This window comes from Pleomorphochaeta naphthae, assembly GCF_055396005.1.
In genome coordinates this window covers 2,910,300-2,937,005 of sequence record NZ_AP042457.1, presented here as the reverse complement: position 1 = coordinate 2,937,005, position 26,706 = coordinate 2,910,300, and the positions used below count along the sequence as shown (strand labels likewise).

Below are 26,706 nucleotides of genomic sequence, written 5' to 3'. Positions count from 1 at the left end.
TATAATTTACTTTTTTCTAATTTTATTAAAATTCAATAAAATCATAAATACAATTTAAATTCAGTTGACATTAGTTTAGTTCAATCATAATATTTAAACAAATGGGGATCTAATGAAAAAAAAATTTATTTTATTTACAATAATATTTATATTAGCAAGTTCTTCTTTAAGCTCTAATAAAAACAGGATTCATTTGAAAGCTTATGTTCCTGTTATAATAAGTATCACAACATCCCCTGAAGGAAAATTAGAAGTCACTCTAAATAATAATGACGCATATTATCAACTAAGTAATTCAAATGGAATAACAACAGATTATAAAGAAGCATCCTTTTTTAACTTAATAATGATATAAAGATATTTTTGTTGCAACTTATTTAAACTTATGACTTTTTTGATAAATATATATTATATAACTAATTACAAAAACTATTATTACATTATCATCTAAAAATGTCTATTTAAACTTGACTTATACAAACTTATAACATATTATTAGGTCAAGTTAAGCGAGCTTAATTATCTCTCTTAATAATAACATAATATAGAACGAGTTTTTCTTTGTAATAATATCACTAAACAATGATAAATTCCCCTATTTATCTTTAGATTGCTAAATTTATGTTCGATATTATGGTTATCCTTATTTCGGTTTTATAAGGAATTTTAAGCTTGCATTGATCCAATTACTACAATTGGATCAATATTTTTTTAATTCACAGCTGTAACATTTTTTACATTCAATCAAATTTATCCTTGACTTACATATCAAAAATATCTTAATCTTAAAGTAGAAAATGAGGAAAATAACAAAATAAAAAAAATATATTTAATATACCATTTATCAAAATGAGAGTTGCACTCTTTTTTTGATGCAACTTTTTAATATTTAACTATATTCATAACTTCTTATACATTATTTTTTTATAAGTTAACCTCTTTTTCATCACTCAAAACGGCCTAACCAACTAAAAATTGGTTAGGTTTTTATTATTTAGGCTAAGTTTTTTAAATATGAAAGGGTAGCATAAAATGCTACCCAAATCTCTCTTAATAATATATTTGTTTTGTATATTATTTTTTTTCTTAATTATTGAATGCTGTATTCAACTTTAATATCACTTGTATAATCACCAGCTGTTAGACTTTCATCACCACTCCAGCTTAGGTTAAAAGAGTTTACTGTAAGATCTTTGTGTAAACCAGCTGATATAGAGCTTAATGAAACTTTAGTATTAACTTGTGGTAAAATGTTTGAATCTAAAACAGTTGAACCATTGATAGTTGTTTTAAAAGTTTCAGGAGTTACAGATACTTTAACAGCTAAGTCACTATTTTTATTACTAGAAGCTTTAATAGTAAAGAAATCAGTTTTACCATCTTCTGTTAATGGATCAACTTCAATTTGTTTTGTATCACCTTCGTTAATGATATTGTTGTTATAATATAAATCATAAGAAACTTCAGTTTCTTCAATTGAAGTGTTTAATTGAACTTGAGCTGACTTTGCGCTCATTGATGTCATTGCAATTGCTACTAGTGCTAAGATTGTTAATATTTTTTTCATAATTTGATTTTATCCTTTAAATAAATAGTTTTTTTGTTTTCTTAATTTCCTTTAAGATGATTTAACTATAAGTTATATTGTAACTTATGTCAACACTAATATAAAAAATAATTAGACAAATTTATAATAAAAATATTAATTTGTTATATTGTAAGTAATTAAATAGTAAAAATAAATTGTAACTTATAGTAAAAGTATACAAAATTGAATAATATTGGCTAAAAAATACTCCGTGTTATACTCACTTTAATATTTAATTTTCAAGAAATACTTTTAAATATATATTTAACTTTGTTTTGTTTTATATATAATGGTCCCCATGGAGTGATATGATATGAACAACTTACTTTTTTCATTTAATGTTATTTTCCCACTTTTTGTCTTACTTTTCATAGGGAATATCTCTGTAAGATTTAACTGGGTAGATAAAAAAACATTAAATGCATTAAACAAATTTATTTTTAGAGTACCCCTTCCTTTATTATTATTTCTTGGAATATATAATATGGAAACTGTAGATATCCAAAATTCAATTAAAATGATTTTGGTTATTTTAGTCGTTCTTCCTTCAGTGACTTTAATAATGTCTCTGATAATGAATAAAACGAAAATAGAAAAACCTAAACGTGCTGTTATTGTCCAAGCTTGGTTTAGATCCAATATAATGATTTTTGGAGTTCCTGTTATTCAAGGAATGTATGGAGATGCCGGCCTTCCTTTATTAAGCACTTTAATATTGGTTGCTGTTCCTTTAGTAAATATACTTGCAGTGTTTGTTCTTGAAGGATATAGAGGAAATAATGTAAAAGCTTCTACATTAATAATAAGTGTAATAAAAAATCCACTAGTTGATGCTGCACTACTAGGCTTTATATTTTTCACTCTTAAATTAGAGCTCCCACAAATTATCGTAACTCCCATAACATCTCTATCTAAAACTGCAACACCTCTAGCTTTTATTATTTTAGGTGGAACTTTAGAATTCGATAGTATTAAGAAAAATATTAAATATATTTTATTTGGAAGTTTAGGAAAATTAATCGTAACACCTCTAATAATAATATCAATAGCAGTAGCAATAGGACTAAAAGGAATGTATTTAGGTTGTATTATAGCATCTATGGCATCTCCAGTAGCCGTCTCATCCTTCACTATGGCAAAAGAAATGGATGGAGATGCGGATCTAGCAGCTCAATTAGTCATAATGACAACGGTATTATCTTTAGTGACAATATTCTTATGGTTATATATATTAAAAACTTTAAATTTGATTTAGTTTTCACTTACAAATTTAAAACCCCTATTAATCAAAGCTTGTCTGATACAATTAATATGTTGATGGTCTCTCGTTTCAATTTCTAATGATAAGGTACAACTATTTAAATCTGTTCCCTCTCCACCTCTATCATGATGAACAGCGATTACATTAGCACCTAAATTAGCAATAATTGTTGAGACCTCAACCAACTGTCCTGGTTTATCCATTAAACTTATAGTAAGTTTGGCACTTCTTCCACCTTTTAATAAGCCTCTTGAAATAACACGAGAGAGTATTGTTACATCTATATTTCCACCACTAACAACACAGACAGTATTTTTACCTTTAATATCAATCTTATTAAACATAGCAGCAGCGACAGAAACAGCTCCGGCACCTTCAGCAACTAGTTTCTGATTTTCCATCAAGGCTAATATAGCGCAAGAGACCTCATCATCACTTACTGTTACAACCCCATCAACATATTTTCTACATAAATCGAAAGTAACATCACCAGGTTTTTTAACAGCAATTCCATCAGAAATTGTACAAACATCTTGAAGTTCACATATTTGATCTTCTTTTAATGAGGAAAACATACTTGCAGCCCCAGAAGATTGAACACCATAAACCTTACAATTAGGTTTAAGAGATTTTATAGCGAAAGCAATTCCGCTAATTAAACCTCCCCCGCCAATTGGGACAATTACAACATCCACATCTTCTAATTGGTCTAATATTTCTAACCCTATTGTACCTTGGCCTGCAATAACTTCTTTATCATTAAAAGGATGTATAAAAGTCATACCAGTTTCTTTTTGCAATTCTATTGCTCTAGTGTATGCATCATCATATACGCCTTTAACTAATTCTACTGTAGCGCCATAACTTCTAGTAGCTTCAACTTTTGAAATTGGAGCGCCATCAGGAATACAAATAATAGACTTAATATTATTTTTTTGTGCAGCTAAGGCAACACCTTGGGCATGATTGCCTGCAGAACAAGCTATAACACCTTTATCTTTTAACTCTTTAGAAAGTTGAGAAATTTTATAATAAGCTCCCCTAACTTTAAAAGATCCCGTAACTTGTAAATTTTCCGTTTTTAAAAATACTTTATCATTTGGAAAAATATTAGGTGCGGGTAAAAGATCTGTTTTATGAATAACATCTTTTAATGTATAAGCGGCATGATATATTTTATCTAATTTCATAAACACTAGAATATCAAAGCAATACAATCCAAACAATATATTAAGATAAAAAAATAGAATATTTTCTTAATGTTTTGCTATAGAGTAAGAAAAATAAAATAAAGCAATCATATCTTGTAAATCCAATTCATCTAATTTGAATTCTTCAACTTTTAACAACCCGTTCCTAATATGTATCATTTTAGAGTCTTTTAAATTAGTACAACTATCTAATAACATAATGCAATATTTTTTTAATGTTTCTTTATCCTTAGTTAAAAAGGCTTTCAATATTCCATCATAATTATTAAACACAATAGTTTCATCTTGAGCATCTGTAATAAATTCAATTATAGCCTTTTCATATTCACCTAAATTAATACGAGCATAAATATTTGATAAAACAGGAGATCCAAAATGTAAAAAAGAAGCTAATACGGCATATCTTGTTTGCCTATATCTTACACCTCTCTTTTGAGATACAGATACAAAAAAGTTCTCATAAAAAAGACCTTCCTTATCTAAATTCTTCTTTGCTATAAGATAATCGATTTCTTCATCAATATGAGTAGCTTTTTTGCTTAACTCCATTACTCTTTCTAATATATGAGGATCTTTAGTAATCATAGATAAACTTTTTGATGCAACAGATCTAACACTGCTCCATCTAGAATCGAGTAATTTAGTTAAAGATTTAATTGCACTTTCATTATTTTTATAGGCCCCTAAAGCAACAATAGCTTCTACTTGGCAACTCTCTTCATCATTTTCAGCTAACTTTATTAAATCTGGTAACAAAGATTTCCTAGGTCTAATACCTAAAGATCTAACAATATCCTTTTTATCAATAGAAAAAGGAGCGGCTAATATAGACCTTAACTGTGAAGTAGCTAAAGTATTGGTATTAGTGCCCAACGAATATAATAATAAATGCCTTTTATAAGGTTCAAAAGTATGATTTAATCTTTCAATTTTTGACAAAGCTTGTAAACCATGCCTACTAAACAATATTTTTGCAGTTTGAGAACTAGAATAGGCTCCAGTTTCTTTTAAAGCAGAAGCATAAAGTATAAAGCCAATATTTAAAATTGCTATTGCAAAATACATTAAAGAATAATTATTAAAAAGAGTTGAATTTACAAATATTTTTGTTATATCTATTTCTGCTAAATAACCATTAATTAAACCTGTAATTAAAGCTAGAATAGCAATAATAAAATTATTCATAGAGTTGAAAGATATTGCATCTTTATCTGGTATTACTGCTGAAATTAATCTAAATACGGAAAAATAAGCTAAGAGTAAAAAGAAATTAGAAAAAATCCCTAAAACAAAGAAAAAAGCAAAACCCAAAGAAATTGGAACAATTGCCCAAGTAATTAAAAACATTAAAAACACAATGCTACTTATTAAACAAATAGGTTTAGATCCTAATCTATCAGTTAGCTGTTTATTTACGATACCAGCAATTAAAGAAGAGACCCCACATGCTGCTGTGTAGAACAGCACACTACTATTATCGAAACCAACATAAATTTTCAAAAAAGGTACAACCATCGAAAAACCAACAACTAAAGAACTGCTTATCCACCTTAATATTAGACGTCTTTTTCTACTTTCATTTGCCATAGATTCTTTAAATACTTTTACCAACCCCCTACCTTTCCTATAGGTAATAGGTCTTCTACAAGGAATTTTAGAAATTTCTATTGCTGAAAAAGTATTAATCATTGCACCAATCATTTGCAAAATAATTATCGAAAGAATGCCTGGTAAACTTACTACATCTAAATAAATTGCAACTATAAAACAAATAAAAATTGAAGAAGATTGATAAGCTATGTTTATATTTCCAACAATCCTTCCAATATTAGAAGAGTTACTTAAACTTTTAACTGTAAAATCATTCAAAGCTATTCCAATAACCCTAAAAACAGAAAATAAAGTATATATTGCTAATAAAAATAAAATTGCCCATTTATTTTGATCTATATATAGTAATCCAACATAACAAAAAGAAATAAGACCTCTTAAAAGCCAGGCTTTCGATTGAACTTTTACTATATTCTTTTTGTTAAATAATTTTGGAACTACAGGAAGAACAGCACCGGCAATGTATAATACCGAAGAAATATATCCTAACGCGAAACTACCCGCTCCAAAATATACTGCTAAAAGATACACAAAAGTGCCTCCTAGCAAATTATATGAGATACCATTAAACATCTCATTCATTAACATGTGTTTTAAGCCTTTTTGTTTTTCAGCTTCGCTTAAATATAAAGTATTAGACATTTACGAATTTTTAATCCTCTCTATTCTTATTTTTTAGTCTAACATGCTATTATTTTTGAGTATATATTTCTATTAAAATTATATGTAAATATTTTTTTTTATTTTTTTTACTAAAAGTAGTTGATTAGAGCTAAAATTCTTGCTATAGTCCAATTCGTTGCTTGGGCTGCTAGCTCAGTTGGTAGAGCAACGCCCTTTTAAGGCGTGGGTCAAAGGTTCAAATCCTTTGCAGCTCAATTTTTAATGTCTCCTTCGTCTAGTGGTTAGGACACCGGGTTTTCATCCCGGCAACACGAGTTCGACTCTCGTAGGAGATGTACCAGTTCGAAAGAACTGGTTTTTTTATACTCAAAAACACATATTCTAAAATTTCATGTTATAAGTTAAAATAAATTAATTCCTTACATTACAACAAATTAATAAAAAAAATCAATTTATTTACATTTTTATTTTTTTTCATTGTTGACATAAGTTTCAAAAAGAGTTATTATTTAGTTACAAATTACTAGAAAAGGGGTAAAAAAATGAAAAAGATATTATTATTATTATTATTAACACTAACCCTTTCTACGTTATTTGCAAAATCAGCAGATGTGCAACTATATACAAATATTGAAGAAGCTACTTTACAATATGATTTATATAGAGAACTTGATGATAAAACACTTGTTAAAATTGATGAAGATACAACTTATACGGTTCCAAATATCAATCCCTTAACAACAAACACAATGATTACAGATTTCATTATAATTGCAAATTCAAATTTCAATTCTGATAAATCTATAGAAGTTACCATCACACCATCTACCTTTAAAACATTTTTAAATGAAGATGTACTCTATGATTCAGGAATTAAGCCAATAATAAATATTAATGGCAATAGTGACTCAATTTTACCTGCTGGACTAAACACAGATAGAGAAATATTTCGCTTTAATATTTATGTAAGCGGAAGAGCTAATCTTCCTGCTGGAGATTATATAAGTATAGTTAATGTCGAATACAAAATAGAATAGAACTCCTTTAAAATATTTAGTTTATAAGCAACCATTAATTTGGTTGCTTATTTTTTTCTATAAAAAGATCAATTTTAAATATAAGTTGTTTTTCCAAAAACAAAACAAAGTTATATTTATATTTAAAAGTATTTATTGAAAATTAAATATTAAAGTGAGTATAACACGGAGTGTTTTTTAGCCAATATTATTCAATTTTGTATACTTTTACTATAAGTTGCAATTTATTTTTGCTATTTAATTACTTACAATATAATAAGTTAACATTTTTATTACAAATTTGTCTAATTATTTTTTATATTAGTGTTGACATAAGTTACAATATAACTTATAGTTAAATCATCTTAAAGGAAATTAAGAAAAACAAAAAAACTATTTATTTAAAGGATAAAACAAATTATGAAAAAAATATTAACAATCTTAGCATTATCATTAATCGCAATCACTTCTATGAGCGCTAAATCAGCTCAAGTACAATTAAATACTTCAATTGAAGAAACTGAAGTTTCTTATGATTTATATTATAACAACAATATCATTAACGAAGGTGATACAAAACAAATTGAAGTTGATCCATTAACAGAAGATGGTAAAACTGATTTCTTTACTATTAAAGCTTCTAGTAATAAAAATAGTGACTTAGCTGTTAAAGTATCTGTAACTCCTGAAACTTTTAAAACAACTATCAATGGTTCAACAGTTTTAGATTCAAACATTTTACCACAAGTTAATACTAAAGTTTCATTAAGCTCTATATCAGCTGGTTTACACAAAGATCTTACAGTAAACTCTTTTAACTTAAGCTGGAGTGGTGATGAAAGTCTAACAGCTGGTGATTATACAAGTGATATTAAAGTTGAATACAGCATTCAATAATAGAAAAACACAACTAAAGTGATAAATACAATAAAAACCTCCTAAAAATACAGAGCAACTTAATAGTTGCTCTTTTTTTTATGAGAGTATATTACATTAAAAAAAAGGTAACCCAATTTCTAATTTTCCCTTTTAGAAATTGGGTTATGCAAGTTTTGTTAATATATTGTCTGTCTTTTTAATAAATCAATCTAAATTAAATAGCACTTATTGCTAATACATCAGCTGCTTGAGGAGAAACTAAGCTTCCACTTTGATCATAAAAGCCATAATCTACATTACTCATATTAGTCTTAACTGAAAAAGAAGAATCTGTTTCTTCAAAAGTTATTGTTTCAGGAACATAAGCTACAATGCGAACAGTCATTGACTTAGCAGTTAATGAAAACATTGTTGTTAATAAAACTAAAACTAATAAGATAAATGCTTTTCTCATTTCTTATGCTCCTTATATGTATAATATATGTAATAAGTTTGTAGAAGTCAACAGAAGTTTTACAAAACAAAGCTAAATAAATTAAAATAAAGCAAATTTTAAGCTTTATAACACAATAAATAAGTTATTTGTAACTAAAATAGCTATGTAATAAGTTTGGAGAAGTTGAATAAAACTGACCTATTTTTCCTAAGGTAAGCTTTAGAGCTTAATTATTAAAAAAATTATAAAATTTATTAGATTTTCAGAAAAAAGCTACATCTTATGATCAAATATATCAATTGTTACAGTTATTTACATATAATAATTCTTTATAATATATAGAGTTATATTTATTTTAAAATATTTATTAATTATTTTTTATATTAGTGTTGACATAAGTTACAATATAACTTATAGTTAAATCATCTTAAAGGAAATTAAGAAAAACAAAAAAACTATTTATTTAAAGGATAAAAACAAATTATGAAAAAAATATTAACAATCTTAGCACTAGTTGCAATCGCAATGACATCAATGAGCGCAAAGTCAGCTCAAGTACAATTAAACACTTCTGTAGATTCAACTCCAGTATCTTATGAACTTTATTATAACAATGACAAAATTGAAGATAATACAACTGAATATGATATCTTTATTTCTAGATCCCTTACTGAAGGTGGACAAACTCAAGATTTTACTATCGTAGCTTCTAGTAATTTAAATAGTGATTTATCAGTTAATGTAGAAATAAAACCTGAAGCTTTTGAAACTACTTTAAATGGCTCAACTCCATATAAATCTAACATTACCCCTTCTGTAAATCAAATTAATTCAGTTTCAACTTTAAGTGCTGGTCTTAATAAAGATAAATTAGTTAATAAATTCAACCTTAGCTGGGGTGGTAACAAAGAACTTCCAGCTGGTGATTATGTAAGTAACGTAACAATCAATTACTCAATCAACTAATTAAAAAAATATATATACTCTCTCCAAATACAGGGCAACTTAATAGTTGCTCTTTTTTTTATCTAAATTATAAACAATCAAAATTATGTAAGATGACACCTAATGAATATAACTAATATATTAGAAAGGGAAATTACATAATTCCATGAAAACATAAGGTAGAAGTTAAAGTTGCTTAGAAAAACTACTTTAATTTCTAGAATATTATAAAAAAGGATTAAGTTTTTTTACTTTTGTCCTTGAAGTGGGGTCCACTTCAAAGTACATATTTTTTATATCTCATATATTTAATAAATAGAAACTAAAGTCTTAAATTCAGCTTTTTATGGACAGAATAGGAAATAGTTGTTTCATTATAAACAATTATTTTAAATTTATGTACAACGTTATACATAAGTTACAATTAAAAATAAATAAAAAAAATAAATATAATTGCTTATACATCAAATAATTAAATAAAAAATACACAAATTGTTATATGTTTCATTTAATTATCCTATTGACATAAGTTGCATTATATCTTAAATTTAAACTATCTTAAAGGAATTAAGAAAAACTATTTAGTACAAAGGAAAACAAATTTATGAAAAAAATCTTAACAATTCTAGTCCTAGCATCTATTGCAATTACATCAATGAGTGCTAAATCAGCTCAAGTACAATTAAATACAACAATTGATGAAGTTCAACCAGATTACGCTTTATATTATGCAGATGCGTTAGTTAACGATAATGATATTATTAATGTTGATCCAATAACAGAAGATGGCGTTACAGACGTTTTCTCTATTAAAGCAAGCAGTAATATGAATAGCAAATTACCTGTAGTTGTTACAATTGCTGCAGATGTATTTAGAACAACATTAAACAATGGTACTGAAGATGTTGCAACAACAGTTACTCCAGAACCTACTATAATTACTAACACTGAATATCTACCTGCTGGATTACAATCAAACTATTTGGTATATTCCTTCACTTTAGGTTGGACAGGAGATGATTCTTTACCAGCTGGTGATTATACTAGTGACATCACAATCAATTACACAATTGAATAATTGATATTACAAAAAATAATGGATTAGGGTAGCTAAAATAGCTACCTTTTTTATATTTATTCGTAATCTCTTTTTCTAATAAATGCTAGCAAAGAATTAAGGTTTATGATAAAATTGGCATATTCTATTTTAGGAGAAACCTTTGTTTTCAGATATAAATCAAGTTAAATTATTAATTCAAAATGACAGTGGTTTAATGCTATTAACTAAAAAAAATTCTCCTTTTATAATTTCCTTTTTATATAAAATATTCAAAGAAGACTCACAAGAAAATGGTGTGGAGCAACAATATTTTATAGAAAAATTAGCTAATTACATAAGCTCTTTTGACGATGGAGTTTCTCTTGATGATGAGGAAATTGATGAAGACTCTGATTATAAGACTATTGAACTAGATAACTTAGATAAAGCTTATAATCTTACAAAAACTTGGTCTAATCCAAAAAATAGATTTATTTTTAGATATTACAATGAAGATAATATCGAAATGGTAGATTTATCGACATCTGTTGATAGATTATTCAGATATTTTGAAGAAATTGAAGATTTAAAAAATATGTTCATTGGAACAGAATCTAAATTTTTAGAAGTATTAGATAGAATAAAAGAATTAGATCACAATACAATAAAAAATCCTAAAGCTAGGATTGATGAATTACAAAAACAAAAACAAAAAATTGAAGATGAAATTAAAAAGATTGAAGAAACTGGTAATGTAGAGACATATACCCATCTTCAAATTGCTGAAAGAGTTGAAACTCTAAATAAAGTATCAAAATCCTTACTTGCTGATTTCAAACAACTAAGAGATAATAATCATAAGATTTTCTCTCAATTATGTAAAAAACAATACCAATCAACAGAAAACAGAGGAACTTTATTATCAGATATATTAGAACAAACAGAGGAACTTCAAAAAACCCCTCAAGGTGAAAGTTTCAATGCTTTTTGGCTGTATTTAAGTAAAGAAAGTGATGAAGACACTATAAAGAATAAAGTCAACAAAATAAAACGTAGATTACCTAATCAAAGAATTGATACAGAGTTTTTTGACAACTTTGAAAGTTCTCTTTACCAAGCCGGAAAAAATATCTTAGAAGAAAATAGAAAACTATCAGAAAGATTAAAAAGAATTATTACTCGAAAAACCAGTCCTGAATATAAATACATAGCATCCCTCACAAAAGATATAAAATCTCTTTGTGTAAATAAAGATGTAGATATTCCATATAAGAAAGAAATATTAATCATTGATGGACTACCTTATATTAATAATGATATGGCACGGCCTCTTGAAAATGTAAAATTTTCAAATAATGGAATTCAAGAATCTTATGAAACTAAAGAAATCCCAGCTATTGATTTAACTCAATTAATTATAGATATCTATGTAAATGAAAATGAAATTAAACAAAATTTAGAAAATATTTATAATGAATCTATAAAAAATAACAAACCTATTACAGTACAAGATATTTTTAATAAATATAAAATCAAATATGGCTTAGCCGAAGTTCTAACTTATTTGTCTCTTTTATTTAAAGCAGAGTGGACAACCATAGATTCAAAAAATAAAGAAACAATAAATTATATAAGTTATGAAGATCAAGAAAATATTTCTTTATTAATCCCTAAGGTGGTGATAAAACATGATAAATAATGAATTTAGTAATACAAAACAATGGAGTGATGTTTGTGTAAAATTATTGCAAGGCCCAATTTTCGAAGAAGATAATAAAGAAACTTTTGATAAACTAAAATTATGGGCTAAAGAAATAAATTCATATTTTAATATCATAGGACTAAAATTATTTTATAACGATAATTATGATTATGCGTTTTTAGAACAAATAGAAGATGAAGATGGGAATGTAATTGATAATCTAAATAGATTGCTTAAACGCCATCCATTAACATTTGAAATATCTTTAATATTAGTAATACTAAGAGAAGAGTTAGACAAATTTGAAATGAACGAGTCTCTTCAAAATCAAAATCTTATCTTAAAGGAAAGTGAAATAGCTGACTTAGTTGAACCATATTATCAAAATACTTCTGATAAAATTAAATTTAAAGACATGATTTCATCAAGCTTAAATTACATAGCAAACATGAACTTCATTAAGAAAATACAAAGGCCGAACGATAACCTTCAACTTTCAAATGATAGAGAATTTATTATTAGAAATATTATTAGAGCCAAGGTTGATGCAGCTTTCTTAAAAGAATTTAAAGAAAAATTAGAAGAAAACAAGGAGACTTAATAATGCGAGAATTAGAATTAGGCCTTGATTTAGGAATTAGCCATTCTGGATATAGATTATCATACTTCCAACTATACAATTGGGGTACTTTTGATAAACACATTGTTAATATCACACTTGATGGAGAAAATACTTTATTAACAGGTAGTAATGGATCTGGGAAAACAACTTTAGTAGATGCATTATTAACTCTAATAGTTCCGACAAATGATAGAACATATAACCTTTCAAGTGGTCATGACGGTAAAAATGGCCGAACTGAGGAAAGCTATGTTTTAGGAGCTTATTCAACCGGTAAGTCTGAAACTGATTATACAGCTAGTAGAAAAACTCTAAGAGATAAAAATTGTCATAGTATATTATTAGCCACTTTTAAAAATAAAACAGCAATATCTTCAATTACACTAATGCAAATTAGATATTTTTCGTCAAATGGTTCTTTAAAAAGACAGTACTTTATAATTGAAGGTGATTTAACTATAGAAATGTTAAATGAAAAAAACGTTGGCTATAATACAGGTGGAAACTGGATTCAAGATTTAAAAAAAGCTTTCCCTGATTTAACTATCACATCTTACGACACTTTTAAACGTTATAGTTATGATTTTTCTAAAAAGTTTGGATTCAGGTATAAAGACAAAGCAATTAAAATCTTTTCCCAAACTGTAGGGATGAAAGATTTACATGATTTAAATAGTTTCATTAGAGATAGAATGCTTGATGAAAGTGATTCTTTCGAAAATTTTAATGTTATTGCAAAAAACTTTAACAATTTAATGGTTTTAAAAAATCAAATTGATAAAGAAGAATTACAAATTGAAATGCTTGAGGAAATCTCAAAGCTTTATACTAAATACCAATATTTCTCAACTAAAAGATTAAATAAGGAAAAAGTTAAAAATGATTTTTTACCTATTTGGGCAAATCAAGCTAAATTAAAAATTATTAATGAAGAAATTGAAAGAGAAACAAAAGATTTATCAGACACTGAAAATGAAATAACTAATAAAGAAAATGAAAAGAATCAAATTGAAGATAGTATTGCTGAACTACAAAACACTTTAAATACTGATGAAAGACAAAATAGGATTAATTCTCTCTTAGTTAGGAGAAAAGATTTAAATAATACAATTTCACAAATGCAATCAACAGTAGATTCATACTCTTCTAGATTAAATAATTTAAATTTAGAGTTCCCTCAATCAGAAAAAGAATTTAATAATTTAAGAGATGATGCAATAAATAAAGTATCAATATTAGAAAACAAAATTGAAAAACTTCAGGAAGATAAAGATGAATTAACTTCATTAAAAAATACAGTTGTTCAAAATTTAGAAAACATTAATAACCAACTTATTGCAATAGAGAACAAACAAAGCAACATCCCTCTAGAATATTTAGAAATAAGGGACGAGATATGTAATGAGCTAGGGCTACCTATTGAAGATGTAAAATTCTTTGGGGAATTAATTAGAGTCAAAGAAAACTCTTTAGATAAAGCTCTAGCATTAGAATCTCTAATTAGACCATTAGCCTTATCTCTTATAGTTCTACCACAACATGCTCTGAAAATAGCAGATTATCTTTATTATAAAGAATTAAACAAGAAAATAGAAATAATAATAATTGAAGAAGTAAATCCTCTTTTATTAAATAATGGAGAAGATAAAGATCAATTAAATATTTTTGATGATACTGATGAAATTATCTTTGAAGAAGAAAGCTGTCCAACATTCTCTCCTTATATGTTAGAAGTTAAGGAAGATTATCCACATAGAGCTTTTATTGAAAAACTTTTACATGATAATTATAATCATGCCTTCTCCTCTAACAAAGATATAGTATTAAGCTCTGCTAATACTTTTGGAGAAAAAGCTTTATTAAATATTAATAATAAATTTATTAAAGGGATAACTAATGAAAATTTAGATATCCACATTCTAGGATGGGAAATAGAAAAGAAAAAACTTAGATTACAAAATAAAATCCAAGAATTATCAAAACAATTAAAAGATTTTGAAAGAGATATAGAAAAACAGAAAAGTCTTATTAATAAAACAGAAAAAATAAGACAAGCTTATATTTATATCTCTCAATTTAATAATTATTCTACAATTAACATAAACCAATACACAACTCAAATACAAAATATAGATAATCAAATACTAGAGTTAAAAAATGAATCTTCTGATCTTGATGAATTAAATCAACAACTCGAGATAAAAAAAGAACAAAAAAATAATATAGAAAAAGAAATTGTAAATTTGTATAAAAAGTCTGGGGGAACAAGTCAATCTTTAAAGGAAAAAGAGAAAGAAAAAATTGAAATCAATAATTTCCTTTATAATAAAGATTTAACATCAAGTTTTGAACCAGTTTCTCAATTACAAACAGAATATGAACTTCCTTCTTCATTTTCAGATTTAAAAGAAATTAACCATTATCTAGGTTTAACTGATTCAAAAATTCTTAAAGAAATAAATGCCTTAGGAGAAGAAGAGAGATTATCAGAAAAAGACCTTCTAAAAAAATTAACAAAGTTCAAATCAGGTGATAATAATATCCGATTACTATATCCATCTTGGTCTAGTGACACTGAAGACTTAGATGACAATATTGACTCAATCGAAGCTTATGAATTTATGCTAAATAAATTAAAGACAGACTCTTTACCTAAATATAAAGAACAATTTGCTAATTTAAGGACTCGTCAAATTCAACAAGATATCACTGACTTAAATTCAAGTATTAGGGAGTGGAATCGTAAAATTAAAGATAATATAGAAGATTTGAACAAAAGTTTAGATAGCATTGATTATCAAAAAGACCCCCATAGTAAAATCCGCATAACTATGGAAGTTGCTAGAGATAAAGATATTAGAAAATTTAGATTCTTACAAAAGAAAGCTGAACCAGATCCAGGTATTGCAGCTCTAGGTGAGGCTGAAAAACAAAAAGCAAATGAGAATTTTATCTTAGCAGTTCAAGAATTTGTCACAACACTAAAAGAAAACGAAACATTTGCAAGAAAAGTTTTAGATATTAGAAACTGGTATCAATTTGGTGTTGAAGAATATAATTGCGAAACAAATGAACAAATTAGATTCTACAAAGATAGTAGTGCAATATCAGGCGGACAAAAAGCTAAATTAGCCTATACTATTCTTGCAGCAGCAATTGCTCACCAGTTCGATGTATTTAACTTTGATAATAGTGCTAGATCTTTCAGATTTGTGATAGTAGACGAAGCTTTTAGTAAAAGTGATGATGAAAATAGTAGATATGCAATGGACTTATTTAAAGCAATGGATTTACAACTAATGGTTGTTACTCCTATGGATAAAGTAAATCTAGTTGAACCCTATATTAAAAGTGTACAAATTACTGTTTGTAAAGATGGAAAACATTCTTTTGTTCATAGCATAAAAAAAGAAGAGTTAAAAAATGTTGACAATAGAAGCAATAAAAACAAAAGCTAATAATAAATATAATTCTTATTTAAAAGCACTTGTTGAAGATATTAATTATTTCCCTTTAGAAATAAAGGGAAATAAGAATTTTTCTAAATTAGAATATGCTAAGGCTTTTGAATTATTCCAAAAGTTAAACGATAATAGCAAAGCAGTAAAGGGATATGGATATTGCTTTACTTATGAAAAAACTAGTAAAATCAAAATTACTAAAATTTATTTTGAAACTGAATCTGATTATCTTAAATTTATTAAAAAAGAAACTCAAACTAAAAGATTTAAAGAAAATCTTAATATATTACGACGTACTTTACCAATCTCAAACGAAATAATAAAAACTAACTTATCTAAGATATTAAAATGGGATGTATCTACTTGTAAAAATATTGCTTTAATTTCTTCTTTTATTATAAAAAATCCTGAAAGCAATTTATATCAAAGAGAGCTTCCAATAACTGTTCCAACTAAGTTTCTAGAAAAAAACATTTCTACTATCACATCTTTTATTAGTAATTTTATAGAACTAAAAAACGTTGATAACAAATATCAAAAATTAGGATTACTAGATAAATCTTTTATTATAAAAATTAGATCTCACTCTAATTTTAATATTTTTGATAATAATAAAAACTACTGTTGTTCAAATGATATTATTTACCTTACCCCAAAAGCATTTGAAAAATTTTCACACACTGCAAATCGAGTATTCATAGTAGAAAATGAAACTACTTTTTATAATTTCCCCCTCAATCAAAACGATCTATGTTTATATTCAGGTGGTTTTTCTATCCTTAGTTTTATAAAAAATGGTTATTTGAAAAATACTTCTCTATATTATTTTGGAGATTTAGATGAACATGGTTTTGCTATTCTTTCTATGTTTAGAGAAAAATATAGCAATGTTAAAAGTATTCTTATGAATATGGAAACACTTATAGCTTTTAAACATTTTTGGATAGAAGGAAAAGAGTACAAAGGACAATTAACAAAACTAACAAAAGAAGAAGTTACTACTTTAGAATATATTAAAGAAAATAATATAAGACTTGAGCAAGAAAAAATCCCGAACTCTTATATTACAAAAACAATAGAATTACTAACTTAATTATTTTTATTTAAATAAATTAATAAAACTAACAAAGGGAAGTGTTAATATATCTATAAAATTATAGTCTGTGTAATATATTAAAACTCTCTTAAAAACAAAAACTAACACAATAGCTAATATCATTGTTATTACAACTTCAATAATTGTCTTTCTTAAAGCTGTTCTTTGTAAATAGACTAAATCCTTCAAGTCAGGAAGACCATCAAAAATTTTAACTTTATTTTTATATTCTTCTATTTGATTAATGAAAGTATATCTATCTTTAAGATAATCAGAAACGGCTGAATCTATATCTTTGTCCCTTAAATAAATCTTCAAAAATTTAAATACAATTGGAATTGTTTTAATTACTGAATATATAGTCCTTAGAAGAAGGGCAATTACAATTAAAGATGAGATTAAAGCACCTTCTCTTGAACCTGAATATAAAAATAAAATAGCAATTATAAAAGCTATTAAACTCATTAGACTATTTTTTATTGTATTTTTAGCTTTCTTTTTTAATATGGCTTCTAATTTGTTTTTTCCAAATTCAAAAGTTTTATTATATGCTGAGGTAATAGATTCTTGCACTTTATCTGAAATAGATTGTTTAACAACCTTAGGTGCAATATGGTTGCCTAGTTTAATAAGTTTAGATAATTTATTCCATACATATGTTAAAACTGCGGCATCATCAAGCAAACCTCCAACTGGAATAAAATCAGGAATAACATCCACTGGCAATACCAAATATAATAAAGAGCCAATTAATAATACTTTGATACTTGAAGGAACTTCATCACTCATAAATCCATTATAAATATCACTAACCTTATCCCAGATTTTAGCAATTGGTCCTCTTTTCATTTCTGGAAGTTTTACTTCCATATTACTTATTTGAGTATAATCTGCTTCTTTTCCAAGCTTAGAGGCTAATTGTATAGCTTTTTCTTCATCTTTTTTTGCATTTAACATAAATAAAGAATAATGGTCAAATACACTCTCGTCAATAAAGAGAATAGAATAATGGATTAGTACTGTTTTTTTTCTTATTCAATAAATCTGTTAGAGCTTTCTTCATATTTTCAAAATCACAAAAATAATCTAGATATTGTTTTTTTGCTAGCTCAAAAGGGAGATATCTATCAAATTTAAATTTACCATAAATTAATTCTTTTGGAAGAGATAACGAAAGAGGATCAATATCTTCATCAATAATATCTTTTAAGGCTTTTAAGATAATTTCGCAACTCAAATTTGTTTTTTCTATAGTGATACACAAATCATTATCAATAGAGGTTTTAAACCCTCTTTCTTCTAAACATAACGATAAAGAAAGCATTTCTCTCGAACCAAGCCATAAAAATAAATTAAAAACATTCCTTTCACTTTTTATAATTAAAACTTCATTTAATCTAAGGTAATTAAAACGATAACGACTATCTTCTAAATACTTTTTTGCAGAATTATTTAAATAGGGATAAAGGGTAGAACTAGAGAGGATTTCTTTCATTTTATTTACTATTTTAATATCAAGATTAACAAAATAATCACCATCCCATTTAGCAATACCCCCAACACCATCTCTAATTACATTAACTTCATTCTTCTCAATATCTATATCTACTACTTTCCATTTAATTGAAGACAAAACTATCCTATCTCCAATTCGAACATCTTTCCCTATAGTTCCAATTATTTTATCTTCAAATTTTACACTCATCTCTTTATTTGCCATAAAAACAGAATAAAAATCATAAAAGTTTGTTAAACCTTCACCTTTAGGACCAAGATTTATAGATCCATCTTCCATTATTTCTAATAGTTCATTTTCAATCATGTTTAATACAAGACTTTTAAATTCGTCAATTGAAATATATCTAAAAACCTGAATCGATAGAATTCTTCTAGCTAAAGAACTTGGTGCTAATGCTCCTAAAGATTTTATAGTTGATAAGGTTTGATGAAAGAGTAAAAAATAACAATATTTCATCGTGTGAAAAGGCTCAATCCAATTCTCTTGAATATATAACTCAATAATTGCAATTGTTTTAATTAAATCAATTGGAAAATATAATGGATCTTTTTTAAACATAATATTATGTTTTTTAAGCACAAAAGCCATAACTCTTGTTTGGCCTTTTCTCCCACTCCTTCCAAGTCTTTGAACAAAAGAAGAAACAGAAAGAGAAGAACCTTGTTGAATTATTAAATCAAGTTCTCCTATATCAATCCCTAATTCTAAAGTTACAGTTGCTCCAACACAAACTTGATTTTTTGTTTTAAGGGCTTCCTCTGCTTCATTTCTTTGAAGTCTACTCAAAGATCCATGATGGGCAAATACTTCTAATGTATCGTTTTTTATATTTACTAAATCCTTAAGTCCTGAGGTTATTAATTCTACATCTTTTCTAGAATTAGCAAAAACTATACTTTTTTTACCTCTTGCAAGCTTATATATATTTTTTAAAATAGGTTGCTCAACATCTAAAACACCTGTTTCAGCCTCTCCCTTATTTGAATAACTAAATTCCTGAACACTTAGTTTTAAGGCAGAAGCTTTGTCTTTACCAATACAAACACTACATTTCTTATTATTACTTAAATTTAAAAAATTAGCTGCTTGAGTATAAGAAGAAAGAGTGGCACTTAAACCAACATGTCTCACTCCTCTATTTATTAAATGTTCTATTCTAGAAATTAGAGACATTACTTGTAAGCCTCTTTCGTTATTCATAAAAGAATGTATTTCATCGATTACTATATATCTCAAATCTGAAAATAAATATTTTATGTTTCTTCCCTCTCTCATTAATAAAGCTTCTAATGATTCAGGTGTTATTTGGATAATCCCTTCAGGATTTTTCAAAATTTTCTTTTTAGGAGAGACTAAACTTTGTCCATGCCACCTAACCAAAGGAATATCTTCAATTTCTAGCAAATCAAACAATCTTTCAAATTGATCGTTGATTAAAGCTATTAACGGACTTATATAAATCACACTAATTGTAGAACTTGGATTGTAATAAAGATCTGTTAAAATTGGAAAAAACGCAGCCTCAGTTTTACCACTTGCAGTTTGACTTGCTAAAAGTACATTATTATTTGTCTCTAATATTTGAGGAATTGCTTTTTTTTGAATATCCGTCAAGTCTTGCCATTTATTAGAATAAATGTAGTCTTGTATATATGGGGCAAGATATGAAAAACTATCCATACTACTATATTGTAAAGGTGGCAAATTCGTCATCAATTTCTTCTTCACCATCATCTATGGTAGGTGTGCTAAATGTAAAACTATTAAGCTCTAAGATGGATTTAACAGTTGCATTTGGATTTTGATGAAGTAAATTCATAACTTCAATAAAATCTCTAATGATTTCTCGAGGAGTTATTTTTTCACTTGCTCCTATTCTATTTAATTCGCAAGCTAAAAATGTTTTTATATCATCACTTGTAATTGACTCTTCATAAGAAAAAAGCGAGGAGTGAAGATGAACTAATCTTTCCAACAATACAAACAACTCACTTTCACTTAATTTTTTTATTAAAATTATAGGGGATAATAAATCTTTCATAGTATTATTATAAAAAGAACCTTTTGATAACCTACTTCTTAAGGCCTCATAGCTGAAGACACCTCGCCTTTGATCTTCTAGGCTATTAGGAGTAGCTCCCATTATTATTCCCAAGTATTGAGCCTTTCCTTGTAGCGTATCATTATACATAGCTAATAGTTTTTCATAGTTATTAATTCTAGAAATTTTATTAGATATTTTTGATAAATTTATCATTTCATCACACAATACTAATAAGCCTTTATAACCTGCTTGTTTAGCGAATACTGCAAATAATTTAATATACTCATACCAATCTTCATCGCTTACAATTATATTTACACCTAATTCTCTTTTTGCATCTCTTTTGTTTTGGTACTCACCTCTAAACCATTTTAATACATTATCTTTTTTTTCTAGATCACCTACTTCATAACTTAGATAATATGCTTCTAAAAGCTTTGAAAATTCAAAACCATGAACTAGATTTCTTATATTAGAACACTTTTTATAAATTTCATTTAAAGCCCAATTTACTCTATCTTCTTCTTTGATTTGTTTATCTCTAGCCTCAAAGTTTATTTGATTTATCCATTTATCTAAAATTAATGAAAGAGCACCTCCAGAAGGTTTTGTTGCTGTTGCTATATTGTTAATTAATTCTCTATAAGTAGCTAATCCCTCTTTTTTCGTGCCCATTAATCTTCTAGAAGGAGAAAAATCAGCATCCATTACAATAAAGCCTTTTTTAGTAACATGAGATCTAATTATTGAAAATAAAAAGCTCTTACCAGCTCCAAAGGGACCAACTATAAATCTAAAAGTTGATCCGCCTTCTTCTATAATTGAAATATCATTTAATATAGCTTCTAATTCTTGACTTCTTCCAACAGCAATATATTCTGCTCCATCTCTTGGAACAACCCCTCCTCTTAATGAATTCATTAAACTATTTGCTATTCTTCTTGGTGGCATTTTAAATTTAACTTCATTTTCCATTTTATATCCTTAAGACAATGCTTCAGTTAATTGTTGCTTATAATCTTCAACAATCATCTCTTCTTCAATAATTATATCTTCAGTTAATTCAGTGGCTTTTAAATTAATTGCATCAATTATTAAGGATAACATTACATTTTCCTTTTGTGCAATTTTATTTGCCTTATCTAAATTTCCACTCAAAATACTATTTAATACTAGCAACTCTGTCTTTGTAAGACTTTTTACCACTGAAGTATAAATATTATTATTATTTTCTTTTAATTTACCACTAACAGTACTATTTTTAGTAGATTTAATACTTAATTCACCACTTTTATCTGTTTTTTCGCTAATTTTATTTGTTAGATTTTTATTTATTCTTATACTCTCAAAATATGAAATAGCTTGATTGCCCAACTTTGTAGTTTTTAAGTTTTCAGTTTTTTCTACTTCGTCATCTTCTATTATTAATTTGTCCTGTATCTTAGCACTACTTTCTCTAATCTTTGTAACCTCATTTAAATCAATATTGAATTCGCTCTGCTTTTTTGCAAATTCTAGTTGACTGTAAGATAATTTATATGCATTTTTGCAATATGGATTTTCATCAACCCATGTTTTAATAATCTCAAATATTTCTTTTTCTTTGTCAAAGTTCATAAACTTATTTCTCAAAAAATATGAGTTAACAAAACTTTTATCTTCTTCTTTTACTATAGGTCCATCTAATAATTTTCTAAAACTTTTTTTAGAGTACTCGATTATTTTATTAAAAAACTCTATTGAATAAACAGGTGGACCATAATTTTTTAATGTACCATTTGAAACTATAAGTGTTCTCCCAGTTTTTTCAAACAATTTTTTTTCAACATTTATTGGATATAAACAATAAAGTTTATTGATTGAAGTCTTATGTTTTACTTGACTATTTAATGCTTCCTCAATACTAAGTGTAACTCCATTAATCTTTAAATTGAAATCTATTTTCATTAAGATATTTATAATTCTTTTAAAAGAATTCCTAATTAAATAATCATCAATTCTATTTAATTCTAAACCTCTTCTACTCTTAGTATAAATATATTCATATTTGTCAAAGACTGAAGAATCTTCACTATAATTTTCAAAAATATTATATACATCATACTTCTTCTTAAATTCAGCAATTGATAAATTTAAAGGACATTGAAAAAATAAATGTTCAAAAGCTTCAGTAATCAACTTTTTATATTTCACGCCTTTTGTAAATAATCTATCAATTTTTTTAACCAAATTAAGCTTAGAATCAAAAGATGAAGAATAAAAATCATTTAAAACTTCCATCAAATATATTGAGAGAAAAGACATCTGAGGATTTTTAGGTAATATATTTTTTCGAATCTTTGATCTAAATCCAATATAAGCCATCAATTGAGGGGTTTCAAGATTATAATATTGAAAACAACCTGTTCCTAATTTTGGATTAGAAATGTTTAAATCTTCTTCACCTTCTAAATAAAATAAAATCTTTCCATCTTCTAAAAAAGTTCCAATTTGGTTTGATCTATTCTTTATATATTTTTTTAGCTGACTATCATAAGTTCTTTCACTAGTTCGCAAATTATTTGATTCAATAGCAAACTCAACTCTTTTACGATACTTATCAATTAAAAGTTTTAAATCATAATTATTCAAATGGAACTCCTATAAATTAAAGATATAATATCATTAATTTGTATATAATTAAACATTAAAGATTGGTTAGTTTTTTTATATTTGTTTATAACTTTAATTGAAAAATATAGAAAAACGCATTATTTTAAAATTATGATATTAAGCAGAGCAACAGATAATGATATTTCACAGTTAAAAACTCTTTGGTTAGAAGTTTTTAATTCTCCAAAAACTTTTATTAATGATTTTTTTGAAAATAGATGGAAAATTGATCACTGCTACATTGCCAAAGAAAATAATAATATTGTCTCAGCAATTCATTGCTTACAATTTTCTTATACTAGAAATATGACTGTAACAGAAATATCATATATCGTTGGATGTGCAACTAAGCCTGAGTATCGAAAGCAAGGGCTTATAACTTCTCTTTTAGATTTGGCTCATAAAGAAGAAGGCAAAATATTAACACTTAATTCTAATTTAAATCCTTTTTTCGAAAGACATGGTTTTTATTATTCTTCTCAGAATGTTTGCTATCCTTTACTTGTAAATTCACGAAAAAATGTAACTAATTGTACTGATGATATTTCTTCTATCTATGTAAATGCTACCGAAGAGACAGGATCCTTAGATAGAGACTTTTATGCTTGGAAATTATTAAGGGATAATTGTAAAACTATCATTGCTCAAAGCAATCTCCAAAGAGCTTACGCCTTAGTTATTGACGATGTTGCCTTTGAAACTATGTGTGAAGGTAGAGAAAGTGCTATTGCTCTTAAAAAGAAAATGGAAGAATTTAATATATCTCAAGTTTGGATGCCTTCAAATTCTCCACTTTCCTATCTCTTTAATACATCTCCAACCTTTATTCCTTTAGGAATGAGTAATGAAAAAAATATTTGTGCTGGAATTTATATACCTCAACAATTTTAATTCCTTAAATTTTAGACTGAATATAATAATTCGCCATACACAGGAATAGGCCACTCTTTATTTGGAATTATTAACTCTAGCGCATCACTAATTTCCCTAACTTTATCCATTATAGGAGACACTTCTTTATAAAAGGCTTTAGCTCTTATACGAGAATCCTTATTTTTATTAATTTCTTCAACTTTTAATTCAAGTACTTTAATTTGTTGGTTTAATTTTTCTATGTAAGTAGCTATTGTCTTAACAGTTCTAATACTTGAATTTATATTAACATTAGGAATAAGAGTTTTAGTTTGATTTAATGAAGTGGCTAACTTTCCCATATATTCTTGACAAGTTGGCAATATTTGCTTTCTTATCATATCAATTAAAGTTAAAGCTTCAATATTAAAAGTTTTTTCATATTGCTCAAATAAGATATCACACCTAGATAAGATTTCTTCTTTCGATAAAATACCATAAGTTTCAAATAATTCAATATTTTTTTCATCTTCAAGAACTTCAATTGATTCAACTGTAGATTTTAAATTGGAAAGTCCTCTTTTTTTAGCTTCCTTAATCCATTCATCGCAATAATTATTTCCGTTAAATACAATTCTTTTATGTTTAGAATAAGTTCTCTTGACTAAATCACGCATTGCTAAATCAAAATCATCAGCATTTTCTAATTCATCTGCAAACTCTTTTAATGAGTTAGCTACTATAGTATTTATAGTGGTATTAGTATCAGAAATACTCATAGAAGAGCCTAACATTCTAAACTCAAACTTATTTCCTGTAAATGCTAGAGGTGATGTTCTATTTCGATCAGTTGTATCTTTTGGAAAATCAGGAAGGACATGAACCCCGAGAACCATTGAAGTCTTTTCAACCCCTAAGGCTGTTCTTCCATTTGAAATATCTTCTAGTATAGAAGTTAATTCATCTCCTAAAAATATACTTACTATAGCTGGAGGAGCTTCTGCAGCTCCTAATCGGTGATCATTTCCACAACTTGCTGCTGTTACTCTCAGTAAATCTTGATATTCATCAACTGCTTTAATTATAGCAACTAAAAATAATAAAAATTGTGCATTATCTTTTGGATTATCACCAGGTTCTAATAAGTTAACACCTTTATCAGTCGATAATGAAAAATTATTATGCTTTCCTGAACCATTTAGTCCTGCAAAAGGTTTTTCATGTAATAAACAAGATAGGCCATGCTTATCTGCAACTTTTTTCATAATTTCCATTGCAATTTGATTATGATCACATGCTATATTCGTGGATGTAAAAACAGGAGCCATCTCATGTTGTGCTGGAGATACTTCATTATGACAAGTTTTAGAATATATACCTAGTTTCCATAATTCTTTATCGAGGTCATGCATATATGCACTTACTCTTAAACGTAAATTACCAAAATAATGATCATCTAACTCTTGGCCTTTAGGAGGTCTAGCACCTATTAAAGTTCTACCTGTATATTTTAAATCTTTACGTTTCTCAAATAACTTTTTATCAATTAAAAAGTATTCTTGCTCAGGCCCAACAGTTGGTATAATATTTACAATTTGATCATGTCCAAATAATTTAACAATTCGTAATGCTTGCTTTTTTAATAATTCCATACTTCTTAGCAGAGGAGTTTTCTTATCCAAAACAGCTCCACTGTAAGAACAAAAAGCTGTTGGAATACATAAAGTATGATCTTTAAGAAAAGCATAACTTGTTGGATCCCAAGCTGTATAACCTCTTGCTTCAAAAGTAGCTCTTAGACCACCTGAAGGAAATGAAGAAGCATCTGGTTCCCCTTTGACTAACTCTTTACCTGAAAAAGATAAAATCATTTTCCCATCTTTAGTTGGAGTAATAAAAGAATCATGTTTTTCAGCTGTAATTCCTGTCATTGGTTGAAACCAGTGAGTATAATGAGTAGCTCCATTTTCTAAGGCCCACTGTTTCATAGCATGTGCCACGGCATTAGCAATATTTAAATCTAAATCCTTCCCATTTCTAATTGTCTCTTTTAAGGCATAATAGACATCTTTTGGAAGTCTTTCTTTCATGGCATCATCGCCAAAAACTAGTGAACCAAAATATTCAGAAATCTTTTCAGTGTTCATT

20 protein-coding genes and 2 tRNA genes are annotated in these 26,706 nt (G+C 26.9%); 13 read left to right on the top strand and 9 right to left on the bottom strand.

The features are described from left to right. Positions 1-112 precede the first annotated feature (112 nt). Positions 113-355, top strand: a complete 243-nt coding sequence (locus ACZ5SO_RS13380) for a hypothetical protein (RefSeq protein ID WP_464625262.1) — start codon at positions 113-115, stop codon at positions 353-355. 735 nt (positions 356-1,090) lie between these two features. Here the strand turns inward: ACZ5SO_RS13380 and ACZ5SO_RS13375 are convergent. Beyond that, positions 1,091-1,567: a hypothetical protein gene (locus ACZ5SO_RS13375; protein ID WP_464625261.1), complete on the bottom strand. Its 477-nt coding sequence runs from the start codon at positions 1,565-1,567 to the stop codon at positions 1,091-1,093. A gap of 334 nt (positions 1,568-1,901) precedes the next feature. Between ACZ5SO_RS13375 and ACZ5SO_RS13370 the strand changes: the two genes are divergently transcribed. Then, a complete protein-coding gene (locus ACZ5SO_RS13370) occupies positions 1,902-2,843 on the top strand; it encodes an AEC family transporter (RefSeq protein ID WP_464625260.1) in 942 nt (313 codons plus the stop codon). Here the strand turns inward: ACZ5SO_RS13370 and ilvA are convergent. Beyond that, the gene (ilvA, locus tag ACZ5SO_RS13365) at positions 2,840-4,039 is read right to left on the bottom strand and encodes a threonine ammonia-lyase (RefSeq protein ID WP_464625258.1); all 1,200 of its coding nucleotides are present in this window, start codon (positions 4,037-4,039) and stop codon (positions 2,840-2,842) included. The two genes, ACZ5SO_RS13370 and ilvA, sit on opposite strands and share 4 nt — an antisense overlap. 66 nt (positions 4,040-4,105) lie before the next feature. Continuing rightward, positions 4,106-6,313 (bottom strand): MFS transporter, encoded by a 2,208-nt coding sequence (locus tag ACZ5SO_RS13360; RefSeq protein ID WP_464625257.1) that lies wholly within the window; start codon positions 6,311-6,313, stop codon positions 4,106-4,108. A gap of 163 nt (positions 6,314-6,476) precedes the next feature. Between ACZ5SO_RS13360 and ACZ5SO_RS13355 the strand changes: the two genes are divergently transcribed. The 4 genes from ACZ5SO_RS13355 (at position 6,477) to ACZ5SO_RS13340 (ending at position 8,208) form a co-directional block, all read left to right on the top strand. Beyond that, positions 6,477-6,549 (top strand) — tRNA-Lys (locus ACZ5SO_RS13355). A 9-nt stretch (positions 6,550-6,558) separates the two neighbouring features. After that, positions 6,559-6,630, top strand: a tRNA-Glu gene (locus ACZ5SO_RS13350). Positions 6,631-6,837: 207 nt separating this feature from the next. Then, entirely contained in the window at positions 6,838-7,332 is a 495-nt protein-coding gene (locus tag ACZ5SO_RS13345) for a hypothetical protein (RefSeq protein ID WP_464625256.1), read from the top strand. A gap of 399 nt (positions 7,333-7,731) precedes the next feature. Then, entirely contained in the window at positions 7,732-8,208 is a 477-nt protein-coding gene (locus ACZ5SO_RS13340; protein ID WP_464625255.1) for a hypothetical protein, read from the top strand. A 196-nt stretch (positions 8,209-8,404) separates the two neighbouring features. Here ACZ5SO_RS13340 and ACZ5SO_RS13335 read toward each other — a convergent pair whose 3' ends face one another. After that, entirely contained in the window at positions 8,405-8,644 is a 240-nt protein-coding gene (locus ACZ5SO_RS13335) for a hypothetical protein (protein ID WP_464624267.1), read from the bottom strand. Between the two features lie 465 nt (positions 8,645-9,109). On the opposite strand from ACZ5SO_RS13335, the gene ACZ5SO_RS13330 reads away from it, so the two are divergent. The 6 genes from ACZ5SO_RS13330 (at position 9,110) to ACZ5SO_RS13305 (ending at position 17,488) form a co-directional block, all read left to right on the top strand. Continuing rightward, positions 9,110-9,592, top strand: a complete 483-nt coding sequence (locus tag ACZ5SO_RS13330; protein WP_464625254.1) for a hypothetical protein — start codon at positions 9,110-9,112, stop codon at positions 9,590-9,592. A gap of 583 nt (positions 9,593-10,175) precedes the next feature. Continuing rightward, complete coding sequence (locus ACZ5SO_RS13325; protein WP_464625253.1) at positions 10,176-10,649, top strand: hypothetical protein; 474 nt, start codon at positions 10,176-10,178, stop codon at positions 10,647-10,649. A 142-nt stretch (positions 10,650-10,791) separates the two neighbouring features. Then, the gene (locus ACZ5SO_RS13320) at positions 10,792-12,309 is read left to right on the top strand and encodes a DUF3375 family protein (RefSeq protein ID WP_464625251.1); all 1,518 of its coding nucleotides are present in this window, start codon (positions 10,792-10,794) and stop codon (positions 12,307-12,309) included. Further along, a complete protein-coding gene (locus ACZ5SO_RS13315; RefSeq protein WP_464625250.1) occupies positions 12,299-12,913 on the top strand; it encodes a DUF4194 domain-containing protein in 615 nt (204 codons plus the stop codon). The genes ACZ5SO_RS13320 and ACZ5SO_RS13315 overlap by 11 nt, the downstream gene beginning before the upstream one ends. A 2-nt stretch (positions 12,914-12,915) precedes the next feature. Further along, on the top strand, positions 12,916-16,392 hold the full coding sequence (locus tag ACZ5SO_RS13310) for an ATP-binding protein (protein WP_464625248.1): 3,477 nt from the start codon (positions 12,916-12,918) through the stop codon (positions 16,390-16,392). Next, the gene (locus ACZ5SO_RS13305; RefSeq protein WP_464625247.1) at positions 16,358-17,488 is read left to right on the top strand and encodes a Wadjet anti-phage system protein JetD domain-containing protein; all 1,131 of its coding nucleotides are present in this window, start codon (positions 16,358-16,360) and stop codon (positions 17,486-17,488) included. The genes ACZ5SO_RS13310 and ACZ5SO_RS13305 overlap by 35 nt, the downstream gene beginning before the upstream one ends. Before the next feature lie 6 nt (positions 17,489-17,494). Here ACZ5SO_RS13305 and ACZ5SO_RS13300 read toward each other — a convergent pair whose 3' ends face one another. The 4 genes from ACZ5SO_RS13300 to ACZ5SO_RS13285 are packed head-to-tail and all read right to left on the bottom strand — an operon-like array spanning position 17,495 to position 23,685. After that, a complete protein-coding gene (locus ACZ5SO_RS13300; RefSeq protein ID WP_464625246.1) occupies positions 17,495-18,448 on the bottom strand; it encodes a YkvA family protein in 954 nt (317 codons plus the stop codon). 31 nt (positions 18,449-18,479) lie between these two features. Further along, positions 18,480-20,690: a DEAD/DEAH box helicase gene (locus ACZ5SO_RS13295; RefSeq protein WP_464625245.1), complete on the bottom strand. Its 2,211-nt coding sequence runs from the start codon at positions 20,688-20,690 to the stop codon at positions 18,480-18,482. A 4-nt stretch (positions 20,691-20,694) separates the two neighbouring features. Then, positions 20,695-22,029, bottom strand: coding sequence for an ATP-binding protein (locus tag ACZ5SO_RS13290; RefSeq protein ID WP_464625244.1), 1,335 nt, complete (start codon positions 22,027-22,029; stop codon positions 20,695-20,697). 9 nt (positions 22,030-22,038) lie between these two features. After that, on the bottom strand, positions 22,039-23,685 hold the full coding sequence (locus tag ACZ5SO_RS13285; RefSeq protein WP_464625243.1) for a tellurite resistance TerB C-terminal domain-containing protein: 1,647 nt from the start codon (positions 23,683-23,685) through the stop codon (positions 22,039-22,041). Positions 23,686-23,817: 132 nt separating this feature from the next. Here ACZ5SO_RS13285 and ACZ5SO_RS13280 point away from each other — a divergent pair, with 132 nt between their 5' ends. Next, on the top strand, positions 23,818-24,597 hold the full coding sequence (locus tag ACZ5SO_RS13280; RefSeq protein ID WP_464625242.1) for a GNAT family N-acetyltransferase: 780 nt from the start codon (positions 23,818-23,820) through the stop codon (positions 24,595-24,597). A gap of 11 nt (positions 24,598-24,608) precedes the next feature. Here ACZ5SO_RS13280 and ACZ5SO_RS13275 read toward each other — a convergent pair whose 3' ends face one another. Beyond that, positions 24,609-26,705, bottom strand: a complete 2,097-nt coding sequence (locus ACZ5SO_RS13275; RefSeq protein WP_464625241.1) for a glutamine synthetase III family protein — start codon at positions 26,703-26,705, stop codon at positions 24,609-24,611. Between the last annotated feature and the right edge of the window lies 1 nt (position 26,706).

Bases quoted from the DNA above. Each gene is read 5' to 3' on its own strand.
- ACZ5SO_RS13380 (WP_464625262.1), top strand. From the start codon at position 113: ATGAAAAAAAAATTTATTTTATTTACAATAATATTTATATTAGCAAGT.
- ACZ5SO_RS13375 (WP_464625261.1), bottom strand. From the start codon at position 1,567: ATGAAAAAAATATTAACAATCTTAGCACTAGTAGCAATTGCAATGACA.
- ACZ5SO_RS13370 (WP_464625260.1), top strand. From the start codon at position 1,902: ATGAACAACTTACTTTTTTCATTTAATGTTATTTTCCCACTTTTTGTC.
- ilvA (WP_464625258.1), bottom strand. From the start codon at position 4,039: ATGAAATTAGATAAAATATATCATGCCGCTTATACATTAAAAGATGTT.
- ACZ5SO_RS13360 (WP_464625257.1), bottom strand. From the start codon at position 6,313: ATGTCTAATACTTTATATTTAAGCGAAGCTGAAAAACAAAAAGGCTTA.
- ACZ5SO_RS13345 (WP_464625256.1), top strand. From the start codon at position 6,838: ATGAAAAAGATATTATTATTATTATTATTAACACTAACCCTTTCTACG.
- ACZ5SO_RS13340 (WP_464625255.1), top strand. From the start codon at position 7,732: ATGAAAAAAATATTAACAATCTTAGCATTATCATTAATCGCAATCACT.
- ACZ5SO_RS13335 (WP_464624267.1), bottom strand. From the start codon at position 8,644: ATGAGAAAAGCATTTATCTTATTAGTTTTAGTTTTATTAACAACAATG.
- ACZ5SO_RS13330 (WP_464625254.1), top strand. From the start codon at position 9,110: ATGAAAAAAATATTAACAATCTTAGCACTAGTTGCAATCGCAATGACA.
- ACZ5SO_RS13325 (WP_464625253.1), top strand. From the start codon at position 10,176: ATGAAAAAAATCTTAACAATTCTAGTCCTAGCATCTATTGCAATTACA.
- ACZ5SO_RS13315 (WP_464625250.1), top strand. From the start codon at position 12,299: ATGATAAATAATGAATTTAGTAATACAAAACAATGGAGTGATGTTTGT.
- ACZ5SO_RS13310 (WP_464625248.1), top strand. From the start codon at position 12,916: ATGCGAGAATTAGAATTAGGCCTTGATTTAGGAATTAGCCATTCTGGA.
- ACZ5SO_RS13305 (WP_464625247.1), top strand. From the start codon at position 16,358: ATGTTGACAATAGAAGCAATAAAAACAAAAGCTAATAATAAATATAAT.
- ACZ5SO_RS13300 (WP_464625246.1), bottom strand. From the start codon at position 18,448: ATGTTAAATGCAAAAAAAGATGAAGAAAAAGCTATACAATTAGCCTCT.
- ACZ5SO_RS13295 (WP_464625245.1), bottom strand. From the start codon at position 20,690: ATGGATAGTTTTTCATATCTTGCCCCATATATACAAGACTACATTTAT.
- ACZ5SO_RS13290 (WP_464625244.1), bottom strand. From the start codon at position 22,029: ATGGAAAATGAAGTTAAATTTAAAATGCCACCAAGAAGAATAGCAAAT.
- ACZ5SO_RS13280 (WP_464625242.1), top strand. From the start codon at position 23,818: ATGATATTAAGCAGAGCAACAGATAATGATATTTCACAGTTAAAAACT.
- ACZ5SO_RS13275 (WP_464625241.1), bottom strand. From the start codon at position 26,705: ATGAACACTGAAAAGATTTCTGAATATTTTGGTTCACTAGTTTTTGGC.